This is a genomic window from Flammeovirga sp. SubArs3, assembly GCF_947387565.1.
Lineage (GTDB): Bacteria > Bacteroidota > Bacteroidia > Cytophagales > Flammeovirgaceae > Flammeovirga > Flammeovirga agarivorans.
Window position 1 is genome coordinate 613033 of record NZ_CANDOA010000004.1, and the last position, 24316, is coordinate 637348.

22 protein-coding genes are annotated in these 24316 nt (G+C 34.2%); 7 read left to right on the top strand and 15 right to left on the bottom strand.

All coding sequences use genetic code 11. From position 1 onward, the window contains the following. Window positions 1-6 precede the first annotated feature (6 nt). The 4 genes from QL232_RS14820 to QL232_RS14835 all read right to left on the bottom strand — a co-directional run bounded on the left by QL232_RS14820 (window position 7) and on the right by QL232_RS14835 (window position 4688). Window positions 7-2106 carry a penicillin-binding protein gene (locus QL232_RS14820; RefSeq protein ID WP_168881465.1) on the bottom strand — a complete coding sequence of 700 codons (2100 nt, stop codon included), beginning with the start codon at window positions 2104-2106 and terminating at the stop codon, window positions 7-9. Between the two features lie 18 nt (window positions 2107-2124). Next, complete coding sequence (locus tag QL232_RS14825) at window positions 2125-2520, bottom strand: FtsL-like putative cell division protein (protein ID WP_168881464.1); 396 nt, start codon at window positions 2518-2520, stop codon at window positions 2125-2127. Between the two features lie 113 nt (window positions 2521-2633). Further along, window positions 2634-3569: a hypothetical protein gene (locus tag QL232_RS14830; protein WP_168881463.1), complete on the bottom strand. Its 936-nt coding sequence runs from the start codon at window positions 3567-3569 to the stop codon at window positions 2634-2636. A 78-nt stretch (window positions 3570-3647) separates the two neighbouring features. Next, entirely contained in the window at window positions 3648-4688 is a 1041-nt protein-coding gene (locus tag QL232_RS14835) for a DUF481 domain-containing protein (RefSeq protein WP_281614677.1), read from the bottom strand. 424 nt (window positions 4689-5112) lie between these two features. Between QL232_RS14835 and rmuC the strand changes: the two genes are divergently transcribed. After that, entirely contained in the window at window positions 5113-6651 is a 1539-nt protein-coding gene (gene rmuC / locus QL232_RS14840; RefSeq protein WP_281614678.1) for a DNA recombination protein RmuC, read from the top strand. Window positions 6652-6669: 18 nt separating this feature from the next. On the opposite strand, the gene QL232_RS14845 is transcribed toward rmuC, so the two are convergent. The 6 genes from QL232_RS14845 to QL232_RS14870 all read right to left on the bottom strand — a co-directional run bounded on the left by QL232_RS14845 (window position 6670) and on the right by QL232_RS14870 (window position 12210). Then, window positions 6670-8253 carry a polyamine aminopropyltransferase gene (locus QL232_RS14845; protein WP_281614679.1) on the bottom strand — a complete coding sequence of 528 codons (1584 nt, stop codon included), beginning with the start codon at window positions 8251-8253 and terminating at the stop codon, window positions 6670-6672. A gap of 66 nt (window positions 8254-8319) precedes the next feature. Then, window positions 8320-9108 carry a hypothetical protein gene (locus QL232_RS14850; protein WP_168881459.1) on the bottom strand — a complete coding sequence of 263 codons (789 nt, stop codon included), beginning with the start codon at window positions 9106-9108 and terminating at the stop codon, window positions 8320-8322. A 66-nt stretch (window positions 9109-9174) separates the two neighbouring features. Continuing rightward, on the bottom strand, window positions 9175-9732 hold the full coding sequence (locus QL232_RS14855; protein ID WP_168881458.1) for a DUF4178 domain-containing protein: 558 nt from the start codon (window positions 9730-9732) through the stop codon (window positions 9175-9177). 78 nt (window positions 9733-9810) lie between these two features. Continuing rightward, window positions 9811-10728, bottom strand: coding sequence for a ribonuclease Z (locus tag QL232_RS14860; protein WP_168881457.1), 918 nt, complete (start codon window positions 10726-10728; stop codon window positions 9811-9813). A 98-nt stretch (window positions 10729-10826) separates the two neighbouring features. After that, window positions 10827-11210 (bottom strand): STAS domain-containing protein, encoded by a 384-nt coding sequence (locus QL232_RS14865; protein WP_168881456.1) that lies wholly within the window; start codon window positions 11208-11210, stop codon window positions 10827-10829. Window positions 11211-11274: 64 nt separating this feature from the next. Continuing rightward, window positions 11275-12210 (bottom strand): phosphoribosylaminoimidazolesuccinocarboxamide synthase, encoded by a 936-nt coding sequence (locus QL232_RS14870; RefSeq protein WP_281614680.1) that lies wholly within the window; start codon window positions 12208-12210, stop codon window positions 11275-11277. Between the two features lie 337 nt (window positions 12211-12547). Here QL232_RS14870 and QL232_RS14875 point away from each other — a divergent pair, with 337 nt between their 5' ends. Then, window positions 12548-12883 carry a hypothetical protein gene (locus QL232_RS14875; protein WP_168881454.1) on the top strand — a complete coding sequence of 112 codons (336 nt, stop codon included), beginning with the start codon at window positions 12548-12550 and terminating at the stop codon, window positions 12881-12883. Between the two features lie 17 nt (window positions 12884-12900). On the opposite strand, the gene recN is transcribed toward QL232_RS14875, so the two are convergent. Then, a complete protein-coding gene (recN, locus tag QL232_RS14880) occupies window positions 12901-14556 on the bottom strand; it encodes a DNA repair protein RecN (RefSeq protein WP_281614681.1) in 1656 nt (551 codons plus the stop codon). 131 nt (window positions 14557-14687) lie between these two features. Here recN and yjjX point away from each other — a divergent pair, with 131 nt between their 5' ends. Next, window positions 14688-15233: an inosine/xanthosine triphosphatase gene (yjjX, locus tag QL232_RS14885; protein WP_281614682.1), complete on the top strand. Its 546-nt coding sequence runs from the start codon at window positions 14688-14690 to the stop codon at window positions 15231-15233. Here the strand turns inward: yjjX and QL232_RS14890 are convergent. After that, window positions 15218-15853, bottom strand: coding sequence for an ATP-binding protein (locus QL232_RS14890; RefSeq protein ID WP_281614683.1), 636 nt, complete (start codon window positions 15851-15853; stop codon window positions 15218-15220). The genes yjjX and QL232_RS14890 overlap by 16 nt on opposite strands. A gap of 298 nt (window positions 15854-16151) precedes the next feature. Here QL232_RS14890 and QL232_RS14895 point away from each other — a divergent pair, with 298 nt between their 5' ends. Continuing rightward, window positions 16152-17267 (top strand): THUMP domain-containing protein, encoded by a 1116-nt coding sequence (locus tag QL232_RS14895; protein WP_281614684.1) that lies wholly within the window; start codon window positions 16152-16154, stop codon window positions 17265-17267. Between the two features lie 61 nt (window positions 17268-17328). On the opposite strand, the gene QL232_RS14900 is transcribed toward QL232_RS14895, so the two are convergent. From QL232_RS14900 to QL232_RS14910, 3 genes are all read right to left on the bottom strand, one after another. Then, on the bottom strand, window positions 17329-17961 hold the full coding sequence (locus tag QL232_RS14900; RefSeq protein ID WP_281614685.1) for a hypothetical protein: 633 nt from the start codon (window positions 17959-17961) through the stop codon (window positions 17329-17331). Window positions 17962-18055: 94 nt separating this feature from the next. After that, window positions 18056-19246, bottom strand: coding sequence for a DUF1501 domain-containing protein (locus QL232_RS14905; protein WP_281614686.1), 1191 nt, complete (start codon window positions 19244-19246; stop codon window positions 18056-18058). A 4-nt stretch (window positions 19247-19250) separates the two neighbouring features. Next, window positions 19251-20627 carry a DUF1800 domain-containing protein gene (locus QL232_RS14910; RefSeq protein WP_281614687.1) on the bottom strand — a complete coding sequence of 459 codons (1377 nt, stop codon included), beginning with the start codon at window positions 20625-20627 and terminating at the stop codon, window positions 19251-19253. Between the two features lie 152 nt (window positions 20628-20779). On the opposite strand from QL232_RS14910, the gene QL232_RS14915 reads away from it, so the two are divergent. The 3 genes from QL232_RS14915 to pgi all read left to right on the top strand — a co-directional run bounded on the left by QL232_RS14915 (window position 20780) and on the right by pgi (window position 24190). Beyond that, window positions 20780-21043 (top strand): hypothetical protein, encoded by a 264-nt coding sequence (locus tag QL232_RS14915; protein WP_168881446.1) that lies wholly within the window; start codon window positions 20780-20782, stop codon window positions 21041-21043. Between the two features lie 31 nt (window positions 21044-21074). Further along, window positions 21075-22235 carry a sigma-54 dependent transcriptional regulator gene (locus tag QL232_RS14920; RefSeq protein ID WP_168881445.1) on the top strand — a complete coding sequence of 387 codons (1161 nt, stop codon included), beginning with the start codon at window positions 21075-21077 and terminating at the stop codon, window positions 22233-22235. A 308-nt stretch (window positions 22236-22543) separates the two neighbouring features. Then, a complete protein-coding gene (gene pgi / locus QL232_RS14925; protein ID WP_281614688.1) occupies window positions 22544-24190 on the top strand; it encodes a glucose-6-phosphate isomerase in 1647 nt (548 codons plus the stop codon). The last annotated feature ends 126 nt before the right edge of the window (window positions 24191-24316 follow it).

A 24316-nucleotide genomic window follows, 5' to 3' on the forward strand; every position in this document is an offset into this window, starting at 1 on the left:
CTGTAATTATTGTAATTTAAGGTAAACCTGAGTTTTACTATTGATTCTTCCGCCAGGTGTTATGGATTGCGTGACAACTCTTCCTGTTCCGTTTACAGTCACCTGAGCACCTTCGCTTTCGATCAAGTACATCGCATCCCTTAAAGTCATGCCTCGAACATCTGGCATAGTTCCTCTTCTAATTTTTGTGTCTACCCATGCAATAGTATCTCCTTTCACTCTTGTTCTAACCCATGGGGAAGTATTCTCAGATACCTGTTGGATATCAAACGCATCTGAAAGGAGTAATAAATCGTTATAATTTCCTGCTTTTATATAAGGGAAAGCAGCTTCGTTTTCATTATTTACATAGTGAATATCTCTTTCTGTAGTTCTGTTATAAACTACTTCTGCAATTTCTAAAAATACAGGAGCACAAACATCTCCGCCATATTTTGCATTTCCTTTTGGTTCATCAATAGCTACAATCATTGAGTACCTTGGTTTATCGGCAGGGAAATACCCCACAAAAGAAGTAAAGTAATTTTTTGTATATCTACCTCCTTTAAGTTTTTGTGTAGTACCTGTTTTACCTGCAATACTAAAATCTGCTTTGTTGATTTTTCGAGCAGTACCACTATCTACCACTTTTTTCAACATCCCTTGAAGTGCTTTAATAGAACGTTCAGAAGCGATGCTTTTACGGATTACATTCGAATCATATTCTTTAATTACTTCATTTCCTTGTAAAATCTTTTTTACGATATATGGAGTAATCATTTTGCCCTCATTAGCGACAGCATTATAGAAAGTAAGTACTTGAAGAGGGGATACTTCTACCTCGTAACCAATAGAAATCCAAGGAAGAGAGCAACCACTCCAACTCGGGTCACCCGGTCTACTAATATTCGGTTTACCTTCACCTTCCATTTGGAAACCAATGGTTGACGTTAAATTATAACGGTCAAGGTATTTGAAAAACCTCTCAGGGTTCTCTCGAAAATTCTTAAAAACTAGTTTTGATATACCAATATTAGATGATTTCTCAATCACTTCTTCAACTGATAACATACCGAACCCATATTGGTGTGCATCTGTCATGATACACTCATCATAGAATTGGTATTTACCTTCGCCAGTGTTGACAGAGTCTTTTATGTTAATATCAGATTCTTCCAAAACAGCCAACATTGAAGCTCCTTTAAAGGTAGACCCAGGTTCCATTACACCTTGAATAGCATAATTGAAATCCTCAACATAATTTCCTTCCTTATTTTGACCAAGGTTAACGATTGCTTTAATTTCACCTGTATGCACCTCCATCAATAGTACAGTACCAAAGTTTGCATCATGTTTAATAAGTGCATCTTTTAATACTTGATGTGCATGCTCTTCAAACTCCATATTTAGAGTAGTTTGAATATCGAAACCATTTTTTGCTCGAATCTGTGCACCATTATCAAGTGGTTTCCACTGGTTTCCTGATACTCTTTGGAATAAGGCTTCTCCGTCTGTACCTGCTAAATCCTGGTTAAAACTAAACTCTAAACCTCTACCAGTAAATTTTGCTTTGTCATCCTTACGAATGAACCCAATTGTTCTTCTTCCTAGATCATCAAAAGGTTTGAAACGTTTTTCAACTTTATCGAAGATTACCCCACCCTTGTGACGCCCTTCTCTAAAAATCGGCCAACGTTCGATATATTTCTTGTCTTGATGTTTTATCTGTTTATGGGATAAAACTAAATAACGTCTTTTCTTTTTTCGAGCAGTTCTTAAAAGTGAATCGTATTGACTTTTACTTTTTTCCTTGAAATATCTTGATAATTGGTAACTAAGAGAATCAACGCCCTTTAGAAAAACGCTGTCTGATGCTACCATTGGGTCAAATGCTAACTTGTAAAAAGGAATGGATGTGGCTAACAAACTGCCATCATCTGCTAAAATATTGCCTCTTGTTGCATCTACTCTTCTTATTTTAACACGGTTGGCAATACCTGCTTTTTCCCATCTGTCTTTTTCAACAAATTGTAAATCAGATATTCTAACAATAATTGCCACTGCGATGCCTAAAATAAAAAGGAATGCAATTCTAACTCTATTTAAAATGGAATGTCGAATTCCCATAATCTATGTCAGATATTTTTAGTTGTCTTCTAAATTTGGAACAGTAATAACAATAGGAGCATTCTCTAAAGGAACTAACCCCATATTCGCAGCTTTTTCTTCGATCTTACTTCTCTTGCTTTCATTGATAAAATCGTACTTTAGAGTACTATATTCTACTCTTAGTCGTTCTACAGATTTTTCCAGTTGATTGATACGTAAATGCGATTTTTCAGCTTGAAAACTATTTGCGATATATATGATTCCAAGAAAAGTTACGAAAACAACTTTTTGAATGTATTGGCTGTTCTCATCTTCCGCGTCATTAGATAAAAATTTCCATTTAGGTAAGTTGGCAAACCACTTTGAAAATGGGCTGTCCTTTTTCACCTTTTTGGGTTCTTCTACTACAGTTTTATAAGTATTTGATCTCATCTAAAAACAAAAGTCTATTCATAAAAAAATGCGGAATGCGAATTTGCTAAAATTCTAGTATAATTTAGTTTATGATTCTTGAAAAAATAGAATTTTTAACCAAAAAATACGGATTATTGAATACTAAATTGGATTTTACCCAATTGATACCCTTCGCAAAAGACTTTTGCAGTATAAAGCCCCTTAGCAAGGAAAGATTTATTGCTGTATGTGATCTGTACTAATGACCCATCTTGATTGTCGTAATCAAAAGTAGAACGTACAGTATAAAATATTTTTTCTTCTGAATTAGCTAACGAAAATGATCTCGTTTCATTAATAGCATTATAAATTGTAGCACCGTCTGGATCGACTAAACACATGTAAGCAATTTTACGTTCACTTTCGGAAAGACTGTTTCTTGCTAATTTAAATTGTACCGTAATATCATTTACTTTTTTTGCTTTATAGGCATCTCCCTTAATGATATTCCCTTTTTGATCTGTAATAAACGAAGTGAAATCATATGCGGTTAGAATCTTGGCAGCGTCCAACTCTTTTTCTAGTTCACCTTGCTGATTCCTTAGGTTATCAATTTTGCTTTTCAGATCTGTTTTTTCCTGTTTTAGGTGTGAGTTTTCAGAGATTAATGAATCGTTGACATGTTTTAGAGAAGTAATTTCGGTATTCTTTTCATTTAGAAATTCTTCATATACACTCACTTTAGATCGTATAGAATGATACCTTTTCTCTTGAAGTAATTGTGCAGATCTTAATTCTTTCTTCTCACTTTCCAAACTATCTCTAACATGCTCTAAGGAGGTAATATCCTCATTCATATGAGTTAATATCTGGATCTGTTTGTTGAGTTCTGTTGAAATGGAATCTAGTTTAGCATAAGTAAGCACTAATTCGAAGTTTTTGCTTTGTACCCGGTCACTTAATCTGCTTTCTTCACCGGAACGCATAAATAATTGTAATAGGTTTAATGTCAGTAGTGTGATCACTAAACCTATTACAATTTTTCTTCTATTGCTTAAAGTATTGAAAAAGTTTTGACTGTTCATCATGTTTAGAATGTGCAAATTCCCTCTAATTTAATGTAAACAATCGATATTTTTCAATATTTTAAAATTGATTTTTCTCAATTATAGCTCCCATCCGAAACCGAATGTATACTGGAAATCGACTTCTTTGCCAGCTTCCGCAGGTTTACTATCGTAGTTCATATTGTAACCCATCTTGATGTAGAAGTCTAAAGGCAAATCATATTTGATATTTGCATTAACGTCAGCACGCCAACGGTCTTCGTTAGATAATGAACGGTATCCTTTTGCTCCAGTAAAAAAGGATAGATCACCAGTGTCAAAAAGGTTCACCTCAGTACCCAAATACCATTCTGCAGATGACCTAGGTTCAGCAGTTGTACTTTGTCCGGTTGTTTCATCAGTAACCGGTGAAAAAGTTTCATTTAAGTACGATGCACCAGTAGAAAAACCCCAATAAGCTGTATTGGTATGAATAATATACTTACCAAAACCACCAGAGAATATCAAACGAAGATTGATGGACTGTTCGGTATTGGTTAAATAACCAGCAGATGCAGTAAAATAGAAATCATGAGGTAAAAAGTAGTTACCGGTAAGGTTCCCTTCATTTCTTTCAATATTATCAGCATTATCTTGTGTTGATTTTAAACTCGTACCTGTTAAGGTTGCACTCCAACGGTTTGAAGTATACCCTAGGAATGTTCCTAGATTTAGTTGAGATAAGTTATTGGCTTTTGTATAACTATATCCTAAATCAATATTGGCAGATAACTTACTTAAGAATGATTGATTAACTGATTTTAAATAAACGATATCATTTGGTGTTACATCTACTGTACCGTCTTTATCACTAATAATATGAAATGTTTCAGGGTTAGTAGAGGTGATATGTCCGTTATACCTTCGACCATCTGATAATGAAATTAGGAAGTTAGTATGACAGAACATTTTCTGGATACCGCTCCATTCAATTTTAAAGTTGGAATCAGAGTAGTCTGTTTCAATTTCGACAACACCTCTATCCATACTTTTGATTTCACCAACTATAAGGTCACCATTGGTCATCACTAAGGAATCCAAATCCTGTGCGTTGGAAAATAAGGGTAGTGTAAACAAAAGCAGTAATGCTAGCCTTTTCATGTAATTAATTATTATTGAGTTATTAAAATTGTCTATGTAGTTTCAATTTGAGCGCCGCAAAGATATGAAAAATCTTAATTGATAAAACGCTTTTTTCTTACATGAATTTAACATTTTGTGGATAATGCAGCCTATTTTTAACGTTTTAGTGATATTTTATATAGGTATTATTCAATGAATTTTCACAGTGTTATTACATTATAGCTCAATAAAGCATATTGTGATAATTTTCAACAATTGCACCTGATTAAATTGCCAATTCATAAAATCAACATTGTTTAATATCTATCTATGTTCTTTTGTGAGAATTTAAATTTGATAAACTGAAGTTAAAGTATTGTTTCGTTTAAAATATTGTCTTTTACTTAAAATTTAAACATAAAATTTATAAATTTGTGATCATTGTAGACCCTAATGATTTAAGATGGAAAGCATATCACCAACTATTTTAGTGGTTATAACTCTATTAGTTATTTGTTTATCAGTGTTTATTACCTACTTCTTTTTAAGAAATAAGTATGCTAAAGCAATCTTACTTAATGAGCAATACCAGTTATCACAGCAAAAAATTGAGGAAGAACAAAATAATAGAAATAATCAGCTTCTTCAGTTGCAGTCGGAAAAACAACAATTGACTTCTTTACTAGCAGTAAAAGAATCAGAAGCAAATCAATTTCAAGAAAGATTAAATGAGGTAAGTCAAAAAAATAGGGTGTTAGATGATAGATTTGCTCAATCAAACCAAGAGGCAGCAACCTTTAAAAATACAGCTTTCCATTCACAGAAAAGATTAGAACAGCTAGAACAGGATTTTGATGAGTTGAGAACTAAATATGCTGAAGAAATTAGAAAAGGAGTAGAATTATCAACTCTCAATCATACGTTGAATGAGAAAATTGAAAAGAGTTCTCATGAACTTACTCAATTACAGCAACAGTTTAAGACAGAATTTGAAAATTTAGCAAATAGGATTTTCGATGAAAAATCATCTAAGTTTGCAACCCAGAATAAATTGAATCTTGATGTGATATTGTCGCCTTTTAAAGATCAAATTGATGGATTTAAAAAGAAAATTGAAGACAATTATGGCAAAGAGTCCAATGAACGTCACTCTCTAAGAACAGAGATTGAGTTATTAAGAAAATTGAATGTGAAGATTGCTGAGGATGCTCAGAACTTAACAAAAGCATTAAAAGGAGATACAAAGAAACAAGGTGATTGGGGTGAAATGATTCTCGATTCTGTTTTAAGGAAATCAGGATTAAGAGAAGGGTTTGAGTACCTTGTACAACCATCTTACAATAACGAGAACGGTGAAAGGCAACGCCCTGATGTGGTAATTAATTATCCAGGAAATAAACAGGTAATTGTTGATTCTAAAGTTTCTTTGAATGCTTATGATAGATATGTTTCAGCTGTAGATCGCGAACAACAAGATAGAGAGTCTGCTTTGCATGTAAATGCTATAAAAAAACATATTGATGATTTGTCATTTAGAGATTATCAGAATTTGCCAGCTATAAAATCACTGGATTATGTTCTAATGTTTATTCCAATAGAACCGGCCTTTTTATTAGCGTTACAACAAGATGAAACTCTTTGGGATTATGCATATAAGAAGAAGGTGGTTATTGTTGGTCCAACAACGCTAATGTCAACTTTAAAAGTGATAGAAGAGTTATGGAGAAACGAAAATCAACAACAAAATATAGAAGAAGTTATTCGACAGGCTACAGCAATTTATAATAAGGCGAGAGGTTTTATAGATACTTTATTGAACTTGCAGAGAAAAATAGGTGGAACAAAAGAGGATGTCGATAAAGCCATCAAGCAATTGCACACAGGTAAAGGGAACTTAATCAAACTACTCTCTGATATGAAACAAAAAGGAGATATTAAAACATCCCAGTCTATCCCTGAAGAGTTAGAAGAATTATCAAACAAAAAAGAGGAGTTGACATAAAAATCAACTCCTCTTTTTTTAGAATAAATCCCAGTTTGCTTTACCATAATAGGTAGGGAGCACTGGATTATGAACGGTGTTTATTTCTACTTTGGTACTGTCAAAATCAATTAATGCTTTACCGAAAGTTGAGATAGAATATAACGCCTCTTTGTTTAGCCATTTAGTAGGTATATCATCTAAGTTGGCATGTCTGATTTTGCTTTTCATTTCATCTGAAGACATATCTTTTCCTCCAACAATCCAACCCCATTCGCCTAAAGTAAGAATCTGATTATGCAAAGGCACAGTATTGAAATCAGCAGCTTGCATAGTTTTTTCAATACAATAAAAAGCTTTTGTCGCATAATAAGGACTTCCTGCTTGAGTGACTACAATACCATGTGGACGTAAATGCTTGTAACATTGTCTATAGTTCTCAAGTGATTGTAGTCTTCCAAGTTCAATTGATTTTGGATCGGGAAAATCCAAAAGGATAACATCATAGAAATTGTTGTCTCTTTCCAAAAAAGTAAATGCGTCATCATTGATTACTTTTACTTTAGGGTTAGATAAAGAGTTATTATTCAATTTCCTGAATATTGGATGTTCTATGGCTAGGTTGGTTATCGCAGGGTCTAGATCAACTAATGTGATACTTTCTACAGAATTGAATTTTAAGACTTCCCTTGCTAAGCATCCATCTCCACCTCCAAGTATTAAAACATTCTTAGGTTGGTTATATAGCTTCATCGCCGGTATTGCCATGGGTTCGTGGTATAGCCATTCATCAAATGTGCTTAATTGTAAGTGGCCATTAATATATAACCAATAATCTTCTTTCCATTGTGTAACTACAATTCGTTGGTAGGCAGTTTGCTCCTGAAAGACTACCTGATCTTTGTATAGCTTTTGTTCACCGTAATTTATGACATCTTTTGCGTAATACATTCCTATGGCAATTACTGCGAATAAAGCAATACTAGCACTCTTTAGAGTTTTGACATACTTAGGGTGAATGATGTCGTCTAGTCTCCATAAAAGCAAAATAGCTACAAATAAATTGACAAATCCAAGGACAAAAGGAGTGTAGGTTAACCCTAGAAAAGGAAGACCTACAAATGCAAAGAATAAACCACCAAATAAGCTACCAAAGTAATCTTTCTCCATCACTGAAGAAATATTTACTTTAAGGCTTTCGAAAGAGTCATTTAATCTAGTGGCAAGAGGTATTTCAAGTCCAATCAAAAAACCAATTAGAATACTTGTGGTATATATAACTACTCCATCAAGTGGTAATGGGAAAATAAGTAAATGCTTTTTAAAACTAACATAGGCAGAAATACCATAAGCGATTATTGAGCAAAATGATACTAAAAACGATAAAGTAAACTCTACCCAGATAAATTTTTCTAATAGATTTTTGTCGATATACTTACTGTATCTACTTCCTAAACCCATAGCAAAAAGCATAAAGGATAGGGTTAGTGTCCATTGTAAGACGGAATTACCAAGAAAGTATGTAGCTAAAGTGGATAAAACATATTCAGCTACAATTCCTGATAGGCCGGTTGCAAATAATGCTAGTTTTAATGTGTTAGATTTCGATAAAAACGAAGCCATGTTTGTCTATATAAAAAACAACCCCCAATAAAGATTGAGGGTTGATCATTTTAATTGTTCTTTTTTTTATTTGCCACCTCTAGATGAAGATCTTGAACGAGAAGAAGATCCGCTACTATATCTAGAGTTAGTACTTTTTGTTGTTGATGTTGATCTTGACCCAGCAGCATATTTTGCAGGAGATCTACTTACACTCTTGTTGACAGAGTTTCTGAAGCTACTGCTTTTACTCATTCTATTGGCAAAAGTAGGATTAGATTTCTTTACACCTGAGGAATAAGTTCCATATCTTGGAGATCCAGAACTACCACCATAATAGTTTCTTCCACTTGAAGAGTATCTTCTATAATCAGTATATGATGATCTGTAAATCGGTCCATAATATGCCATATTGAATAAACTTCTCATCATGGCATATCTACCATAGAACTCCCAGAAACTTGTCCCTGTATTAGGGTTAGTTTTCCATTCACCGTACTGTGAATTACCAACATAACCTGAATAACCTGGAGGAGAAACTTGCTTGGAAACTTTTCCATTTACTTTTGAGGCGATTTCCATTCCTATGTCACCAGAGTGAAGCTGGAAAAAGGAAGGAGAGACATCGTACCAATCCGTTTCCTTTGAAACAGGAATACTGTCAGCACCCATTGTTATGATTTTATATTTATGACGAAAGATATCTGCAGTAAATAGATGTTCTTCCGCGTCCATATCTTGCAACAATATTGTGAAGTCGTTAACATCACTCATGTCGATAATAAATTGATCTACGGGATTCTTTTTGAAAGTTTCATTGGAGCTTGAGCAACCAATTAATATCAAAAAGGGTAGAAATATGGCTAATTTCTTCATTTTATTAGTATGGTAGTGTTTCTAATTAATTTGACTAAAATGTATTGTTTATAAATAAACGTAAATTTAGTCGTTTGTGTTTGGTAAAATATTAGTGAATTTATCTGGTTCTTCAACAACTCCTAAAGAAGCTTCAAATTCTTCATCATCGAATTGCTCAATGGTTAAGACGAACTTTTCAGAATCATCATAATATTCCCAACTCATATATTCTGAACTGTTATCACTTGAAGTGGTATGTACATTTCTCCAGAATCCAACGTTTTTGCTGTCTCTGTAATATGTCTTACCGTTGAAGGTGATCTTTTTGGGAGGCTTTCCTTTAGAAGTGATACCGTCTTCAACTTCGTCTGGTAATTTGCCCCACATAATTTTTTTATTGACAGTGCCTGTTAGAAAATCATCATCTTCAATACTTAAAAATACTGATTCAGTAGCACTTTGTAATTTATATTCCCAAGAGAATTCTCCGCCACCCCAATCGTATTCATATTCTTCTGTAACTTCCCAAGATTGTAAATCATAGTCTAATACATAACCTTTTCTTAGGTCGCGAATTGATATATTGGTAGGATCGTAATGAGGTTCCTCTTTTTTCTTTTTCTTGAAAAATCCGAATGGCATAATTATATAATTTATAGGATGAAAAGGGTCAGAAATTTAGATGACCTTGTACCCAATACGAATATACAATTATTTCATTTAGTCAGTTTCTATAATAGAAAATTTCTCACCTTCAATGGCTAATTGTGTATTCGGGAATTCCACTTGAGCTTCAGCTAATAATTCAGAGAGATCAGCGTATCGAGCTGAAAAGTGGCCAATAAGCAATTCGTTTACTTTGGCTTCTCTAGCGACTTCTCCAGCTTGTTTTGCTGTCGTGTGGAAAGTAACATTCGCTCTATCTAAGTGACGATTCATAAATGTTGATTCGTGATATAATAAATCGACACCATATACTTTAGAAATTACGCTTTTACTGTATTTTGTGTCTGAACAAAATGCATATGAGCGAGATTTTCTAGGAGGCAACGTTACGTCTTGATAATTAATTGGTTTTCCTTCAAACTCAATATTTTCACCTCTTTTTAGTGCTCTGAAAGCTTCAAAAGGAAGGCCTGAAGGAAGTTTTTCAGGGATGATACGATATTGCTTCTGTTTTTCTCTGAATAGAAACCCTGTACAGGGTACTCTATGCGTCAGAGGGATGGTCTCTACAGTGATCTTATCATTTTCATAAATCACTTCAGGGAACATCGTCGGATTATCGTATAAAAAAACCTTGTAATTTAATTCGGTTTTAGAATGTTTGAAACTAGCTAACAATACCTCGTCTAATCCTCTTGGTCCGTGGATATATAAAGGTTCTGTTCTTCTTTGAAGGTGCATGGTTGATAATAACCCAGGTAACCCAAAGAAGTGATCGCCATGTAGATGACTAATGAAAATATGTTCAATCTTGTGAAGACTTATACCTAAGTTTAAAAGCTGATGCTGTGTAGCCTCACCACAATCAATTAAAAATTGTTGATTACCAATACGAACATGTTGGGAAGTCATGTGCCTGCCTTTAGATGGAATGGCAGCACTAGAACCTAGTATAGTAATATCGAACGACAAGGGATAATACAGTGTTTGTAATCTAGTTTAACGGATAAAGCTCGAGTTCCAAAAGTTGAAACTCGAGCTCTAATTTATCTTTCAAAAAGAGATAAGAATTAATTATTTTCCTCGTCTCCTTCAATATCTTTTTCAATCTCGTGTAAGAATACAGAGTCAATTGCTTCTTGTACCGTTGGTAAAAGATTTAATACTGATTCTAATTTCGAAATTTTAATTAATTTCATTACATGCTCATTTAAGCCTGCTAATACTAAACGACCATTTACTTCGCTCGCTAATCTATTAGCAACAAGTATTGAGCTCAATCCAGATGAGTCTACATACTTTACGCTTGAAAGATCAATAATTAAATTTTCAGTACCTGATTGGAACATTGTAACTATCTCAGCTTTTAACTGAGGAGCCTTTAAAGAATCCAATTTTTCCTCTTCTGGAATAAGTACTGTATATTTTTCGCTTTTATTGACTGAAAATCTCATAATATCTTTATAGTCTTTTATTATTTTGGATGGCAATATAACAAAAATACTAGGGATCTTAGGTTTATCCTAATTGATTTTTGATTGATTTGAAAATTTCTTCTTCAATATCTTGATAAGAAGACTTTTCAAATTTTTCGCCAGTTATTTTCTCAAAAAGTTCAATATATCTATCAGAAACAGATTTTACAAACTCATCTGACATAAAAGGTTGTTTTTGACCGTCTTTTCCTTGAAAGCCATTTTCGATTAACCACTGTCTTACAAATTCCTTAGATAATTGCTTTTGAGGTTCGTCTGCATCTTGTCTATCTTGGTAGCCGTCAGCATAGAAATATCTTGATGAATCTGGTGTGTGAACTTCATCTATTAAGAAGATCTCATCATTGAATTTTCCAAATTCGTATTTTGTGTCAACAAGGATTAATCCTCTCTCGTTGGCAAACTCTTGACCTTTCGCAAACAATGCGTAAGTGTATTCTTCTAGTTTTTTATAATCTTCTTCAGAAACAATACCTTGCTTAAGAATTTCCTCTCTAGAGATATCTTCATCATGTCCTTCAGTAGCTTTTGTACTAGGCGTAATGATTGGGTGAGGAAGCTTGTCGTTTTCTTTTAAACCTTCAGGTAAAGGTACACCACAAAGTTCTCTTTTACCGTCACGATATTCTCTCCAAGCATGTCCAGCTAAATAGCCTCTGATTACCATCTCTACTGCAAATGCATCACACTTTTTACCGATGTGAACATTTGGGTGAGGAGCAGACTCAAACCAGTTAGGGACAATGTCGCTTGTCATTTTTAAGAACTTTTCTGCAATTTGATTCAATACTTGCCCTTTGTAAGGAATCGCTCTCTCAAGTATTACATCAAAAGCAGAAATTCTGTCCGACGCAACAATACCAATCTTGTCATCGAAGAAATATACATCTCTCACTTTACCTTTGTAGACATTTGTAGCATTCTCAAATGCTAAGTCTGTACTCTTAATTGCGTCCATATTTCAAAAAAATGATGTACTAAAATTATTGTTCTGTTAGAATAATGCTGCAAACATACATAGTATGTTGCATTTATTACAATTTTTTCAAAGAACAATTTTATTCAAAAACTGAGAAAGACGTAAATACAGGTATGCCATGTTGGTTTGATCATCGAAAAATCCAAGTTTATGAAAATAACTTGAAAAAATATAACAATTCGTTGAGTCGTAGGAGATTAGTTACTATATTTGTTAGGACTTTAATTTTCTCCTAGCAAATCAAATCAATACTTTACTAGAGGACTATTTTTATAAAGCTATTTTATTCTTATTAAACTACTTATCACAATAAATTATGGTAGAGCTTAAAGAGAACACACTATCAAAGGTAACTGGTTGTTATACTGGTAAACTTTTTAAAGTTGTCGATGATTTTAAGTATGAGGTGGATGCTCAAACATCAATTACCTTATCGGAAGGTAACACGCTGCATTTGGAAATTATTATGGATGGATGTGGAAGCGGTGAAATGAAATTACTTACTACACCTTTGGATGCAGACCTTTACGAACTTAATTGTTCTGAAGAGAATGAATCTTTATCAGGAAAACTTGATGTATTAAATAAAATGTTGAGTTTTAAAGTAGAAAGCCCTAGAAGCGGTGAAACCGAATTTGTTGGTTGCCTCTAGAACTTCCTTTCATTTTTTTACTTTATTCCAATTAATTCTTTTGCAGATTGAATTGCACCTTCACTAGGTTGCGATCCACCAATCATTTGAGCTATTTCTTGAACTCTACCTTCTTGGTTTAATGTTCTGATTTTACTCACTGTAGAACTTCCTTCATGGTCTTTGTAAACATAATAATGTTTAGAACCCAATGCAGCAATTTGTGGTAAATGGCTAATTGTAAATACTTGATGGTTTTTGCCCATTTCTTCCATAATTGCCCCAACTTTAATGGCTATCTCTCCAGAAATACCCGTATCGATCTCATCGAATATGATAGTTGGTAAAGAAGTCTTACTTGCAAGAATATATTTAATTGCTAACATTAATCTAGAGAATTCACCCCCTGAGGCTACTTCTCTTAGAGGTTGTGGCGCTCGTCCTTTGTTAGCTGTGAATAGAAGTTCAACTTCATCGATACCAATAACTGTTGGTTCAGTTTCTCGGTGTTCAATTACTATTTGACCGTTAGGCATTCCTAAATCGGCAAGAGTGCTGTTTAGTTCGTTAGCTAATGGCTCAATCGCTTTCTTACGGGCTTCCGATAATGTTCCAGCAATTTCCATCATTGCTTCATAAGCGGCTTTCTTTTCTGTTTCTGCAGCAAGAAGTGCTTCATCAAAGCTTTCAACTTTATCTACTTTAGAACGAATAGATTCTCGTTTCTCGATTAACTCCTGTAGATCATTTACTCTGTGTTTTTGTTGAAGTCCATAAACACCATCTAATGTTTCCTTGATCATAAAAATACGTTCTTGATCAAAGAAAAGATTATCTTCTTCACCTTCAACTTCAGTAATGATATCTCGTAGTTCAATATGGCAGCTATCTAATCGGTCTCTAATCTCTTCTAACTTCTTAGAGTAATCGGTTAAACCATTTAATTCAGATATAGCTGAGTAGATCGATGTGTCAGCAGAAAAGTCCGAACGGGTAAGCGTTTCTAATACGGTATTTAGAGCTACTTTAATGTTTTCAGCATTTTCTAACATCTCAAGCTCTTTTTCTAACTCTTCCTGATTGACATCATCAAGATTTGCATCATCTAATTCTTTGAGTTGGAACTGATTGAACTCGAACTCTTCCTTGATTTGATTGTATTCGTCTAAAAGTTGTTGGTAAGACTGAGCTGTCTTTCTGTATTCTTTATAAGCAACAAATACATGTTCAACCTTAGCCTCTAATTTACCATAAGTATCTACAAGATTTAATTGATAGATATTAGAGCCTAATTGTAACGTATCATGTTGAGAGTGAATATCCATCAGCTTCTCACTCACCTTACGCATGACTTCTAAGCGTACAGGTGTATCGTTAATAAAAGCTCTTGATTTTCCACTCGGAGTGATCTCTCTTCTTAGAATGGTTACTTTTTCATAATCAAGCTCAAGATCTTTAAATGATTCTTTCAGCTTATATGATGAAATATCAAAGCTACCTTCAATTACACATTTTTTAGAGGTATCAAATAATGCTTTACTATCAGCTCTACCACCTTTAAGTAAACCTAATGCACCTAACATAATGGATTTACCTGCACCAGTTTCACCAGTAATAATATTTAAACCATTGTCAGGGGTTATTTCTGTGTGCTCAATTAGTGCGTAATTTTTTATCAGAAGATTCTTTAACATAACCTTTTGTGTTGTGTTTGAAGGTACGTACTTGTTTTAGTACGTTTGTACCGATTAATTCAAGAAAGAAAATCTATCATTTGGATCATTTTGTATGATCTAATGCCAAATTTAATAGAATTGTTTAAAAAATGAATAAAAAAATAATAGTTGCTTCAAAAAATCCTGTAAAAATTAATGCTTCACTAGAAGGAATGCAGAAAATTTTACCAAATGAGCAATTCGAAGTGATTGGGGTAGATGTTCCATCCGGTGTTTCTGATCAGCCAATGACATCTAAAGAAACTTGGCAAGGGGCATTAAATAGAGCAATGAATGCAAAGTCGGAAATTCCAGAAGCAGAGTATTGGGTCGGTATGGAAGGAGGTATCGATAAAGATGAAGATGGAAAAATGTATGCCTTTGCTTGGATGTGTGTGATAGATCAAAAAGATGCGATAGGTAAAGGACAGACAGGAGTATTCTACCTTCCATCAAAAGTACAACAACTTGTAGAAGAAGGTATCGAATTAGGTTATGCAAACGATCAAGTATTTAATGAAAATGGATCAAAACGTAAAGGAGGGGCTGTCGGTTCCCTTACTTTTGGTGCTTTAGGCAGAACAGAATATTATGTGCAGGCATTAGTATTAGCCATGATCCCATTGGTAAACCCTAACCTTTATCCTAAGGAATAGAAAATAGATTTGTCAATGGTATATTCTCGAAGTAGCCCGAAGTACATGAGTTCATTTAATGTTCTTCTGGCTCTTCTTTCTGAAAAGTTGACCAACTTGCAATACCTTTTTAGTGTGATCTTTTCATTCTCATATAAATAAACCAATAACGACTTCTCTTGTCTTGATAATTTCCTTTTTAACTTAGCGAGTCTAGATGATGATTCTTTTTGAGCTAATTTTTGTGCCCGTTCAGACATTAATACACTATTGTCATTAAATCGAACATAGGTTTGCCATTCTCCTTTTTTGGATAAAGCTCTGTGGGGTTTGGTCGGGCTATTAGGAATGGATAATTTAAGGACTGAACCGTTTTCTGTTTCAATGGTGTCGAAACGAACTTCGAGGGGAGGATGAATATTAAACTTGATGATTTCTTCAGCGACGAACTGTTCTTCAAAAGGGTCAATGCCTTGTATGGAATGGTCATCATTTACCCCGACCAAGAGAATTCCACCTTTTGTATTGGCAATAGACGATACTGTTTTTGCGAAACGGTCAGGTTTTGTTACCCTCTGTTTAAATTCTAGGATGCGCGATTCTCCTTTTTTAATGAGCTGTTTTAACTGATATTCATTCATAACATATCATTTTAATAAGATTGTCACACTCTAATATATTCAAAACAAACGTTTTATACTAGAATTAAAACAGGTTGAAAATGAATTTTGTTTAATATTTTCAATAAGTTCATCTCCCTTTACTTTTCGTTAATGATAGCATTGAGTGATTTTGCTTTCTAACCTAATCACTTGATAAAACATCTAGTAAGTTTAAATTCTTTAATGACTTCTTGAAGGAGTTTCTTTTAAAAACAACTACCTTTGCCCTCAATATTTCAATATAAATTTTAAAAAATTGACTGAACAAGTTTTCTCAATGACCGCTAAAACCTTTTTTGGTTTAGAAGAGGTCTTGTATAATGAATTGATCAATATTGGTGCAAAAGATGTAAAAAAAGGCAGAAGAGCAGTTACCTTTAAAGGTGATTTGGAAGTTCTTTACAAGGCTAATTTACATTGTCGTACTGCTTTAAAAATTCTAATGCCGATTAAAGAATTTAAAGCAAGAAACGAACAAGACCTTTATGAGAAAGTAAAGAAAGTCAATTGGGCGAAATATATTGATAAAGATGGTACATTCGCTGTAGACTCTACCGTTTGGTCAGAAACATTTAGACATTCAAAATTTGTTGCTTTAAAAGTAAAGGATGCTATTGCAGACCATTTTATGGATGTGTTTAGGAGAAGACCTAACGTAGATGTAAAAAATCCAGATATACAGGTGCATATTCACGTAACTAAAAATGATTGTATTCTATCATTGGATAGTTCTGGAGAAGCATTGAATAGAAGAGGATATAGAACGGAACAAAAAGCAGCACCTTTAAATGAAGTGCTTGCAGCTGGACTTTTGATTTTATCAGGATGGAAAGGTGATAGACCTTTCTTAGACCCCATGTGTGGTTCTGGTACAATTCTGATAGAAGCAGCAATGATTGCTTCAAATACACCTCCAGGCCTAAAGAGAAAGTTCGCTTTCATGAAATGGCCAAAATATGACCGTAGATTATGGAATCAGGTGTTTAGAGAAGGAAAACGAGCAAGAAAAGAAATTGATGTGCCAATTGTAGGCTCTGATATTGATAGAGGAGCAATTGAAGTTGCGATGGCTAATGCGGGACGATCTGGATTAGATGAAGATCTAAGGATTTCTAAGCAAAGCTTCTTTGAGAGAAAAGCTATTGGAGACAATGGTGTAATCGTTTGTAACCCACCATATGGTGAACGTATTGGTAGTGATATTGAAGAACTTTACAAAAAGATGGGAGACAAGCTAAAGCAAGATTTCACAGGGTATGATGCTTGGATCTTCAGTGGCAACATGAAAGCATTAAAATTTGTAGGGTTAAGACCAAGTCAGAAAATTGAACTATACAATGGTGCAATTGAATGTCGATTTGCTAAATATGAAATGTACAGAGGTGGTAAATAAAATTTAAGCCTTTAGTAGTTGATAAATAAAAAGGGAAGCAGTTTGAAATGCTTCCCTTTTTTTATTTTCCTTCAATTTGAATCATTTTGACTTTAACAACTTCATCCTCGCCGCCAGTCATCTCTTCAGTTTTCTTTTTGATAGTTTTCTGAACGACTTGCCCATCAGACAGAAGTACTTCGGCGTTGATTGTTGCTTCGTTGTTTTCAATGTCTACATTTATTGAATTGATGGATTTGATATCTTGTCCATATTCTTTCTTAATGATAGCAGACATTTCCTCTTCATATTCTTCAGATAGAAAAACGCCATGTTCAAGTTCTTCTTCTGTGCCTTCTTGAGTTTTCCATAAGAACTGCTCACTATTGGCTACACTCTCAATATCAATTTCATTCTGAGCGTTTAATATAGCAAGTAACTTTTCTTTTGGTAATTCGATAGTTCTTAATGAGGTGCCTTCCGCATTTTTAACTTCTGCAGTAATACTCACATTTTCTCCTTTTGTGTTGAAGTCTTTTACTTTTACTTCCACTACATCGTTGCCAAATTGTTTGTACAACCCATCATCTTTAGATTGTTTAAATTCTTTTCTAATGATGATCTTTTTCTCTACTTCTTTGTTTTGTTCTTGTTGACAAGAAAACAATGGTAGAAGTATTAACGTAGCCAATTTTAGTATGTGAGTATATTTCATAGCGAAATCTTTCGAATATGTCTATTGCAAAATATATGTAAAAAGTTGAAAGCGATAGCAAATAAATAATAATCGAAGTGATTTCAAAAGAATATTAGACTAGGGGTAAGGTCTTATGTTTTTTTGACAAAATTTCGGAACTACTAACACTTAACCAATTGTCTAACAGGTCGGCGTAAACTGATCTGAAGTCTACCGAATGTATTAAGTCACCTCTATTTAAACTCTCCAGATTAGGGTTTTCATTCACAAATCCAGGTTGTTTTAAATTCTTACCAATTAAAAAGACGTTGTTTGCAGCACCATGATCTGTACCGCCAGATGCATTTTGTTTCACTCTACGACCGAACTCTGAAAAAGTCATAATAACTGTATCTTTGAAATGGTCTGTTCTTTCTAATTCTTCAACAAAAGCACTTACAGAGGCAGAATAATCTTTAAGTAAAGAGTTTTGTTTTCCTTTTTGATAAGCATGAGTATCAAAACCACCTAAAGACGCATAATAAACTTTGCTATCCATTCCTGATTGAATCATCTCTGCAACGGATTTTAAATTTTTTCCGAGTTGACTTTTCGGGAAAGTAGATTTTGATTTGTAAATCTTACTATGTTCGTAAACATATTTAGCCGATTGATTGGCTTCAGCAAGTGTTTTATAAAGATATCCTTGGTTGTCCTCATTGAGTATGTCATCATCGGTAGATTTAGCTAGCGACTCGAATTGAGAAACATTAAGACTATTGTAAAAAGTCTGAGGGTTATCTACAGCAATTCCTTTTACCTTATTGCCTTTCATAGATAAGGACAGTGTATTGTCCATTTCAATTCCTTCTCTAGCAAAGGTGCAATAAGAATCTAAGTACCTTCCAAGCCATCCTGTACTAATGTATTCATCAGAATCACTTGCTGTATGCCAAATATCCATACTTCTGAAGTGCGATCGATTGGGGTTAGGATATCCTACATTATTAATAATGGAAACATAACCTTTATGAAACAGGTCAGCGAACCCTTTCATTTCCCCATTAATACCTAAGTCATTCTCAAGGTTAATCACTTCTGCTTTCTTTAAAGCTAAACTTGGTCGAGCATTATAATAGTTGTCATCCAAGAAAGGTACAATTGTATTCAATCCATCATTACCACCAGAAAATTGGATAATAACAACTCTTTTTCCTGTATATTCTTTGAAGTTTTTTCCTAATGTCTGCTGTAAAAACATTGGAGTAAACATTGTACCTGCAGCAACTAATGAACTTCTTTTTAAAAATGATCTTCTTTTCATGATGTTAGCAAAGTTGGTATTCTGGAAGTGAAATAATTTGGATGATTCTTTCTTTGAAACTATCGTACTGATTGTCTTTCAAATATTGTGATGCTTGTTTTGACAATTCTCCTCGAACCATCATTTCTTCAAGTGTACATTTTTTAGGGTCTTCCTTAAAGCTATCTTCAATTTCAGACCAGCTTATGTTACACTTGAACTTTGCTATTTTTCTCATTTTTGTTCTGTCCTCATTAGGATCAACATCATAATCTTCTTTAAAGGCAAGAGGGATTTCTCCATTATTTAAAAGTAAGGACGGTAATCTTAACCTAAAGGCAAGGCGGCTACTGTCTATCCAGCTTTTGTCTCCGGGCCAACCTGCTACATTTGGTGGGATATATAATTCCTGATCGAGATTTCGTTGTAGAACAATCCAAGATTTCTTGTATAAAGGATCTAGTTGAAACGACTTTTTAAGACCAACTAATAACTCTATTGGACTTTTAATTTTACAGCCAATGTTTTCATCTGAGTAAAACCATTTCGCGGAGAAAATATGATGCATTGTTTTTCCAATATCATAGTTATTGGCATACATCACTTCTGTTATCTCTTCGAGGTTTTTCTCGTTTACTGTTGGGTTTACAAACTCCTTATAGATTTTTGTTGAGATAAAACGAGCACATTGTTTCTTCTCGAGGATCATATTGATTACATCTTCTCCTCCAAAATTGCCTGTTTTTCCAAAAATTTCTTTTTCGCCATTGTCGTGTTTCCTCTCATTGAAGTAAAAAGTAGTGGATTTTCGTTTAGTGGACCACCCTGTAAAACTTCTTGCAATTTCTTTTACATCTTGTTCTGTATATTCTTGATCTCTACCTAGAGTAAATAGTTCGCAAAGTTCTCTGGCAAAATCTTCATTGGGTTTTCTTTTATTGTTTTGCTTTAAGTGTAGGTACTTGATCATCGCAGATGATTTGGAAACTCCCATGACAAGGTCCTTGAAATTACCCAAAGCATTTTCCCTAAGGGTATTTGTATACTGCATGGCATCGTACGGATTAACGATTCTGCAAGCGAAATGCCCATGCCAAAATAGTGTCATTTTTTCTACTAAAGGATCTTTACCTTTACTCATTTGGTTGATCCACTCAATATTGATGTCTTTGGATAAAACACGCATTTGTTTACGCATCTCCATCTTTTTGTTTTCTTCCATCATGCCCATATTTCCTTCAGGGATTTCAGGTAGATCGAACTTTAGAAGCTCAATATCTTCAATATCAGTTAGTGGTGAGATCCAGTTGTCAGTGTTGATGATACGGTCGGCGTCAGTTTTATTGATCCCAAACCCAGCTCTTGCGTGGAGGTGGAATAATTTTTTATAATTTTTTTTCATGTGTTGGTGATATAAGTAATCTTAGTCTGTTCACTTTGAAAACTACTAATAAATGTTCTTTGCTGAAAATTTTTTACAGAAAAATAGTTCTGAATTTGGAGGCAAGTGTATATTTGCGGTTATCATTAGAATATAATTCAAAATCAGGCAATATGAGAAGGAACTTTACAGCTGCGGGCGAATCATTGGAAACATTACTTGCTGATACTGAAAAGCAATGCAATTATTTTAAACCCAAGGTTTCTTCAAGTAAACTTGAAATAGCAATACTCACTCCTCCAACAAAATCTCCATTAGGTGCTCTAGAAGTAGCTCAGGTGATGGAAATGGTAACAAAATTTTTCCCAGAAGCAGAAATGGATTTTGAATTTGCAGACTGCCAGGGAATGGACTATTGTGTTGAAGTAGCTTGGTAAAAAACTTATAAAACAATCTAAAAATTATAGGATGCCAAAGAAGATTCTTATCATTGATGATGAAAAAAGCATCCGCTATACTCTTCGTGAAATTTTGGAGTTTGAAAACTACGAAGTAGATGAAGCGAAAGACGGAGAGGAAGCGTTAGAGAAGCTTGTTGTGAATAACTATGATGTTGCTCTATGTGATGTGAAAATGCCAAAGAAAGATGGTATTGAAGTACTAACTAAAGCAATGGAAATGGGTAAAGCACCTCAGTTTATCATGATTTCTGCTCATGCAAACATTGACATCGCTGTAGATGCAACTAAAAAAGGTGCCTTTGACTTCATTTCAAAACCACCCGATTTAAATAGACTTTTATTAGCTGTTAGAAATGCTTTAGATAAAAACTCTTTAGTACAAGAAACTAAAGTATTAAAGAAGCAAGTAGCTAAGAAGTACGATATTATAGGTGAATCTGACTCCGTAGTAGCAATGAAAGATACTATTGAGAAAGTAGCGCCAACTGAAGCTAGAGTATTGGTAACAGGACCAAACGGTGCTGGTAAAGAGCTTGTAGCTAGATGGATCCATGGTAAGAGCCCTCGTTCAAAACAACAATTAGTTGAAGTGAACTGTGCTGCAATTCCTTCTGAACTGATTGAGTCAGAATTGTTTGGTCATGAAAAAGGATCGTTTACATCAGCCCACAAACAAAGAATTGGTAAATTCGAGCAAGCTAACGAAGGGACTTTATTCTTGGATGAGATTGGTGATATGAGCCTTTCTGCCCAAGCAAAAGTATTAAGAGCACTTCAGGAAAATCGTATTACTAGAGTAGGTGGAGATAAAGAAATTAAGGTAAATGTAAGAGTTGTTGCTGCAACCAATAAAGACCTTAAAGCAATGATTAAATCAGGTGATTTCAGAGAAGATTTGTATCACAGATTAAGTGTTATTGTTATTAAAGTTCCATCTCTTTCAGATAGAAAAGAAGATATTCCATTGTTAGTGAAGAAGTTCTTAAAGGATATTGCCGGTGAATACGGTAAACCTGAAACGAAGATCACAGAAGAGGCCCTTGAAAAAATGAAAGAGCCAGAATGGACAGGAAATATTCGTGAATTAAGAAACGTAGTGGAACGTCTGACGATTATGAGTCCGACAGAAATTACTAAAGAAGATGTAGAGCAATTTGCCTTCTTATAATCTTAATCGATGAAAATAAACAAAAGCCTTTAGGTCATAAATTTAGATCTAAAGGCTTTTTTGATTTTAGTGTTGAAATTACACAATTATAATCCGGAGAGATGAATAATAGTGAATGTTGTTGACTAAATATTAAATACTTTAATAACAATCCGTTGCAAACTAAAATAGGGACAAAAATCACCAAACTACACCATGAAATTACTTGTTCCGATACCTAGAAAGTGTAATTTTGTGGAATCTTTGGAGCCTATGATGAATGGGTTCCATTTTTTAAGATATGTAACTGAAATAATATTAATAATATCATGTTGAAACAAGTTAATCCTACATCAACAGCGGCTTGGAAAGCCCTAGAAGCACACTTCAACTCTATGAAAGATGTGCACATGAAGGATCTTTTTGATACAGACGCTTCGAGAGCAGAAAAATTCTCTCAAACTTTTGAAGATATATTTGTTGATTACTCTAAGAACATCATCAACGATGAAACAATGAAGTTGCTTTTGGATCTTGCAAAAGAGACAGGAGTTGCTGAAGGTATTCAAAGCATGTTCAATGGTGAGCACATCAATGAAACTGAAGATAGAGCCGTATTCCATGTTGCACTTCGTAACCAATCGAACCAACCAATGAAAGTGGATGGTGAGGATGTAATGGTAGAGGTGAATCATGTACTACGTCAAATGAAGGAATTTACTACTAAAGTAATTTCTGGTGAGTGGAAAGGTTACTCTGGAAAATCTATTACAGATGTAGTAAACATCGGTATTGGTGGATCAGACTTAGGTCCTTACATGGTAACTGAGGCATTAAAACCTTATGCTACTGATGTTAATATTCACTACGTTTCTAATGTAGATGGAACTCACATTTCTGAGACATTAAAAGGATTAGATCCTGAAACTACAATGTTTATCATTGCTTCTAAGACGTTTACAACGCAGGAGACAATGACTAACGCTAACTCAGCAAGAGAGTGGTTCCTTAACGCTGCAAAAAGCGAAAACCATATCATGATGCACTTCGTTGCTTTATCGACAAACGAAGAAAAAGTACGTGAGTTTGGTATTGCTCCAGAGAACATGTTCCGTTTCTGGGACTGGGTTGGTGGCCGTTACTCATTATGGTCAGCAATTGGTTTATCAATCGCATGTAATATCGGATATGATAATTTCGAAGAAGTATTGAAAGGTGCTCATGCCATGGATAACCACTTTAAAACAGCAGAGTTTGAAGAAAACCTTCCTGTAATTCTTGCTGTTTTAGGAGTATGGTATAACAACTTCTTTGGTGCTGAATCTCATGCATTATTACCATATGATCAATATATGCATCGTTTTGCAGCATATTTCCAACAAGGTGATATGGAGTCGAATGGTAAGTATGTAGATAGATCAGGCAAGCCAGTAGATTACCAAACAGGTCCTATTATTTGGGGTGAACCAGGTACAAATGGTCAACATGCATTTTATCAGTTAATCCACCAAGGTACTAAATTGATTCCTGCAGATTTTATTGCTCCTGCAGTATCTCAAAACCCAATTGGTGATCACCATCCAAAATTATTATCTAACTTCTTCGCTCAGACTGAAGCATTAATGACAGGTAAGTCTGAAGAAGCAGTAGTAGCTGAGTTTAAAGCTGCAGGTAAATCAGATGCTGAAATTGAAAAGTTAAAGACTTTCAAAGTGTTTGAAGGAAACCGTCCAACAAACTCAATCTTAATGAAGAAACTAACACCGTTTACTTTAGGTGCATTGATCGCTATGTATGAGCATAAGATCTTTGTTCAAGGTGTAATGTGGAATATTTTCTCATTTGATCAATGGGGTGTAGAGTTAGGTAAGCAATTAGCTAACAAAATTCTTCCTGAATTGACTAATGAAGATAAAGTAGAATCACATGATTCTTCAACAAATCAGTTGATCAACAAATACAAAGAAATGAGATAATCTCATTGAATTATATATTGAACCCGGTTGCATAAATGCAGTCGGGTTTTTTTATGTCATACAATTTGTTTAGAAGTTCTTTATCTGCAATGAAACTTTTATATTGGGGCAAATTATTTTAATTTC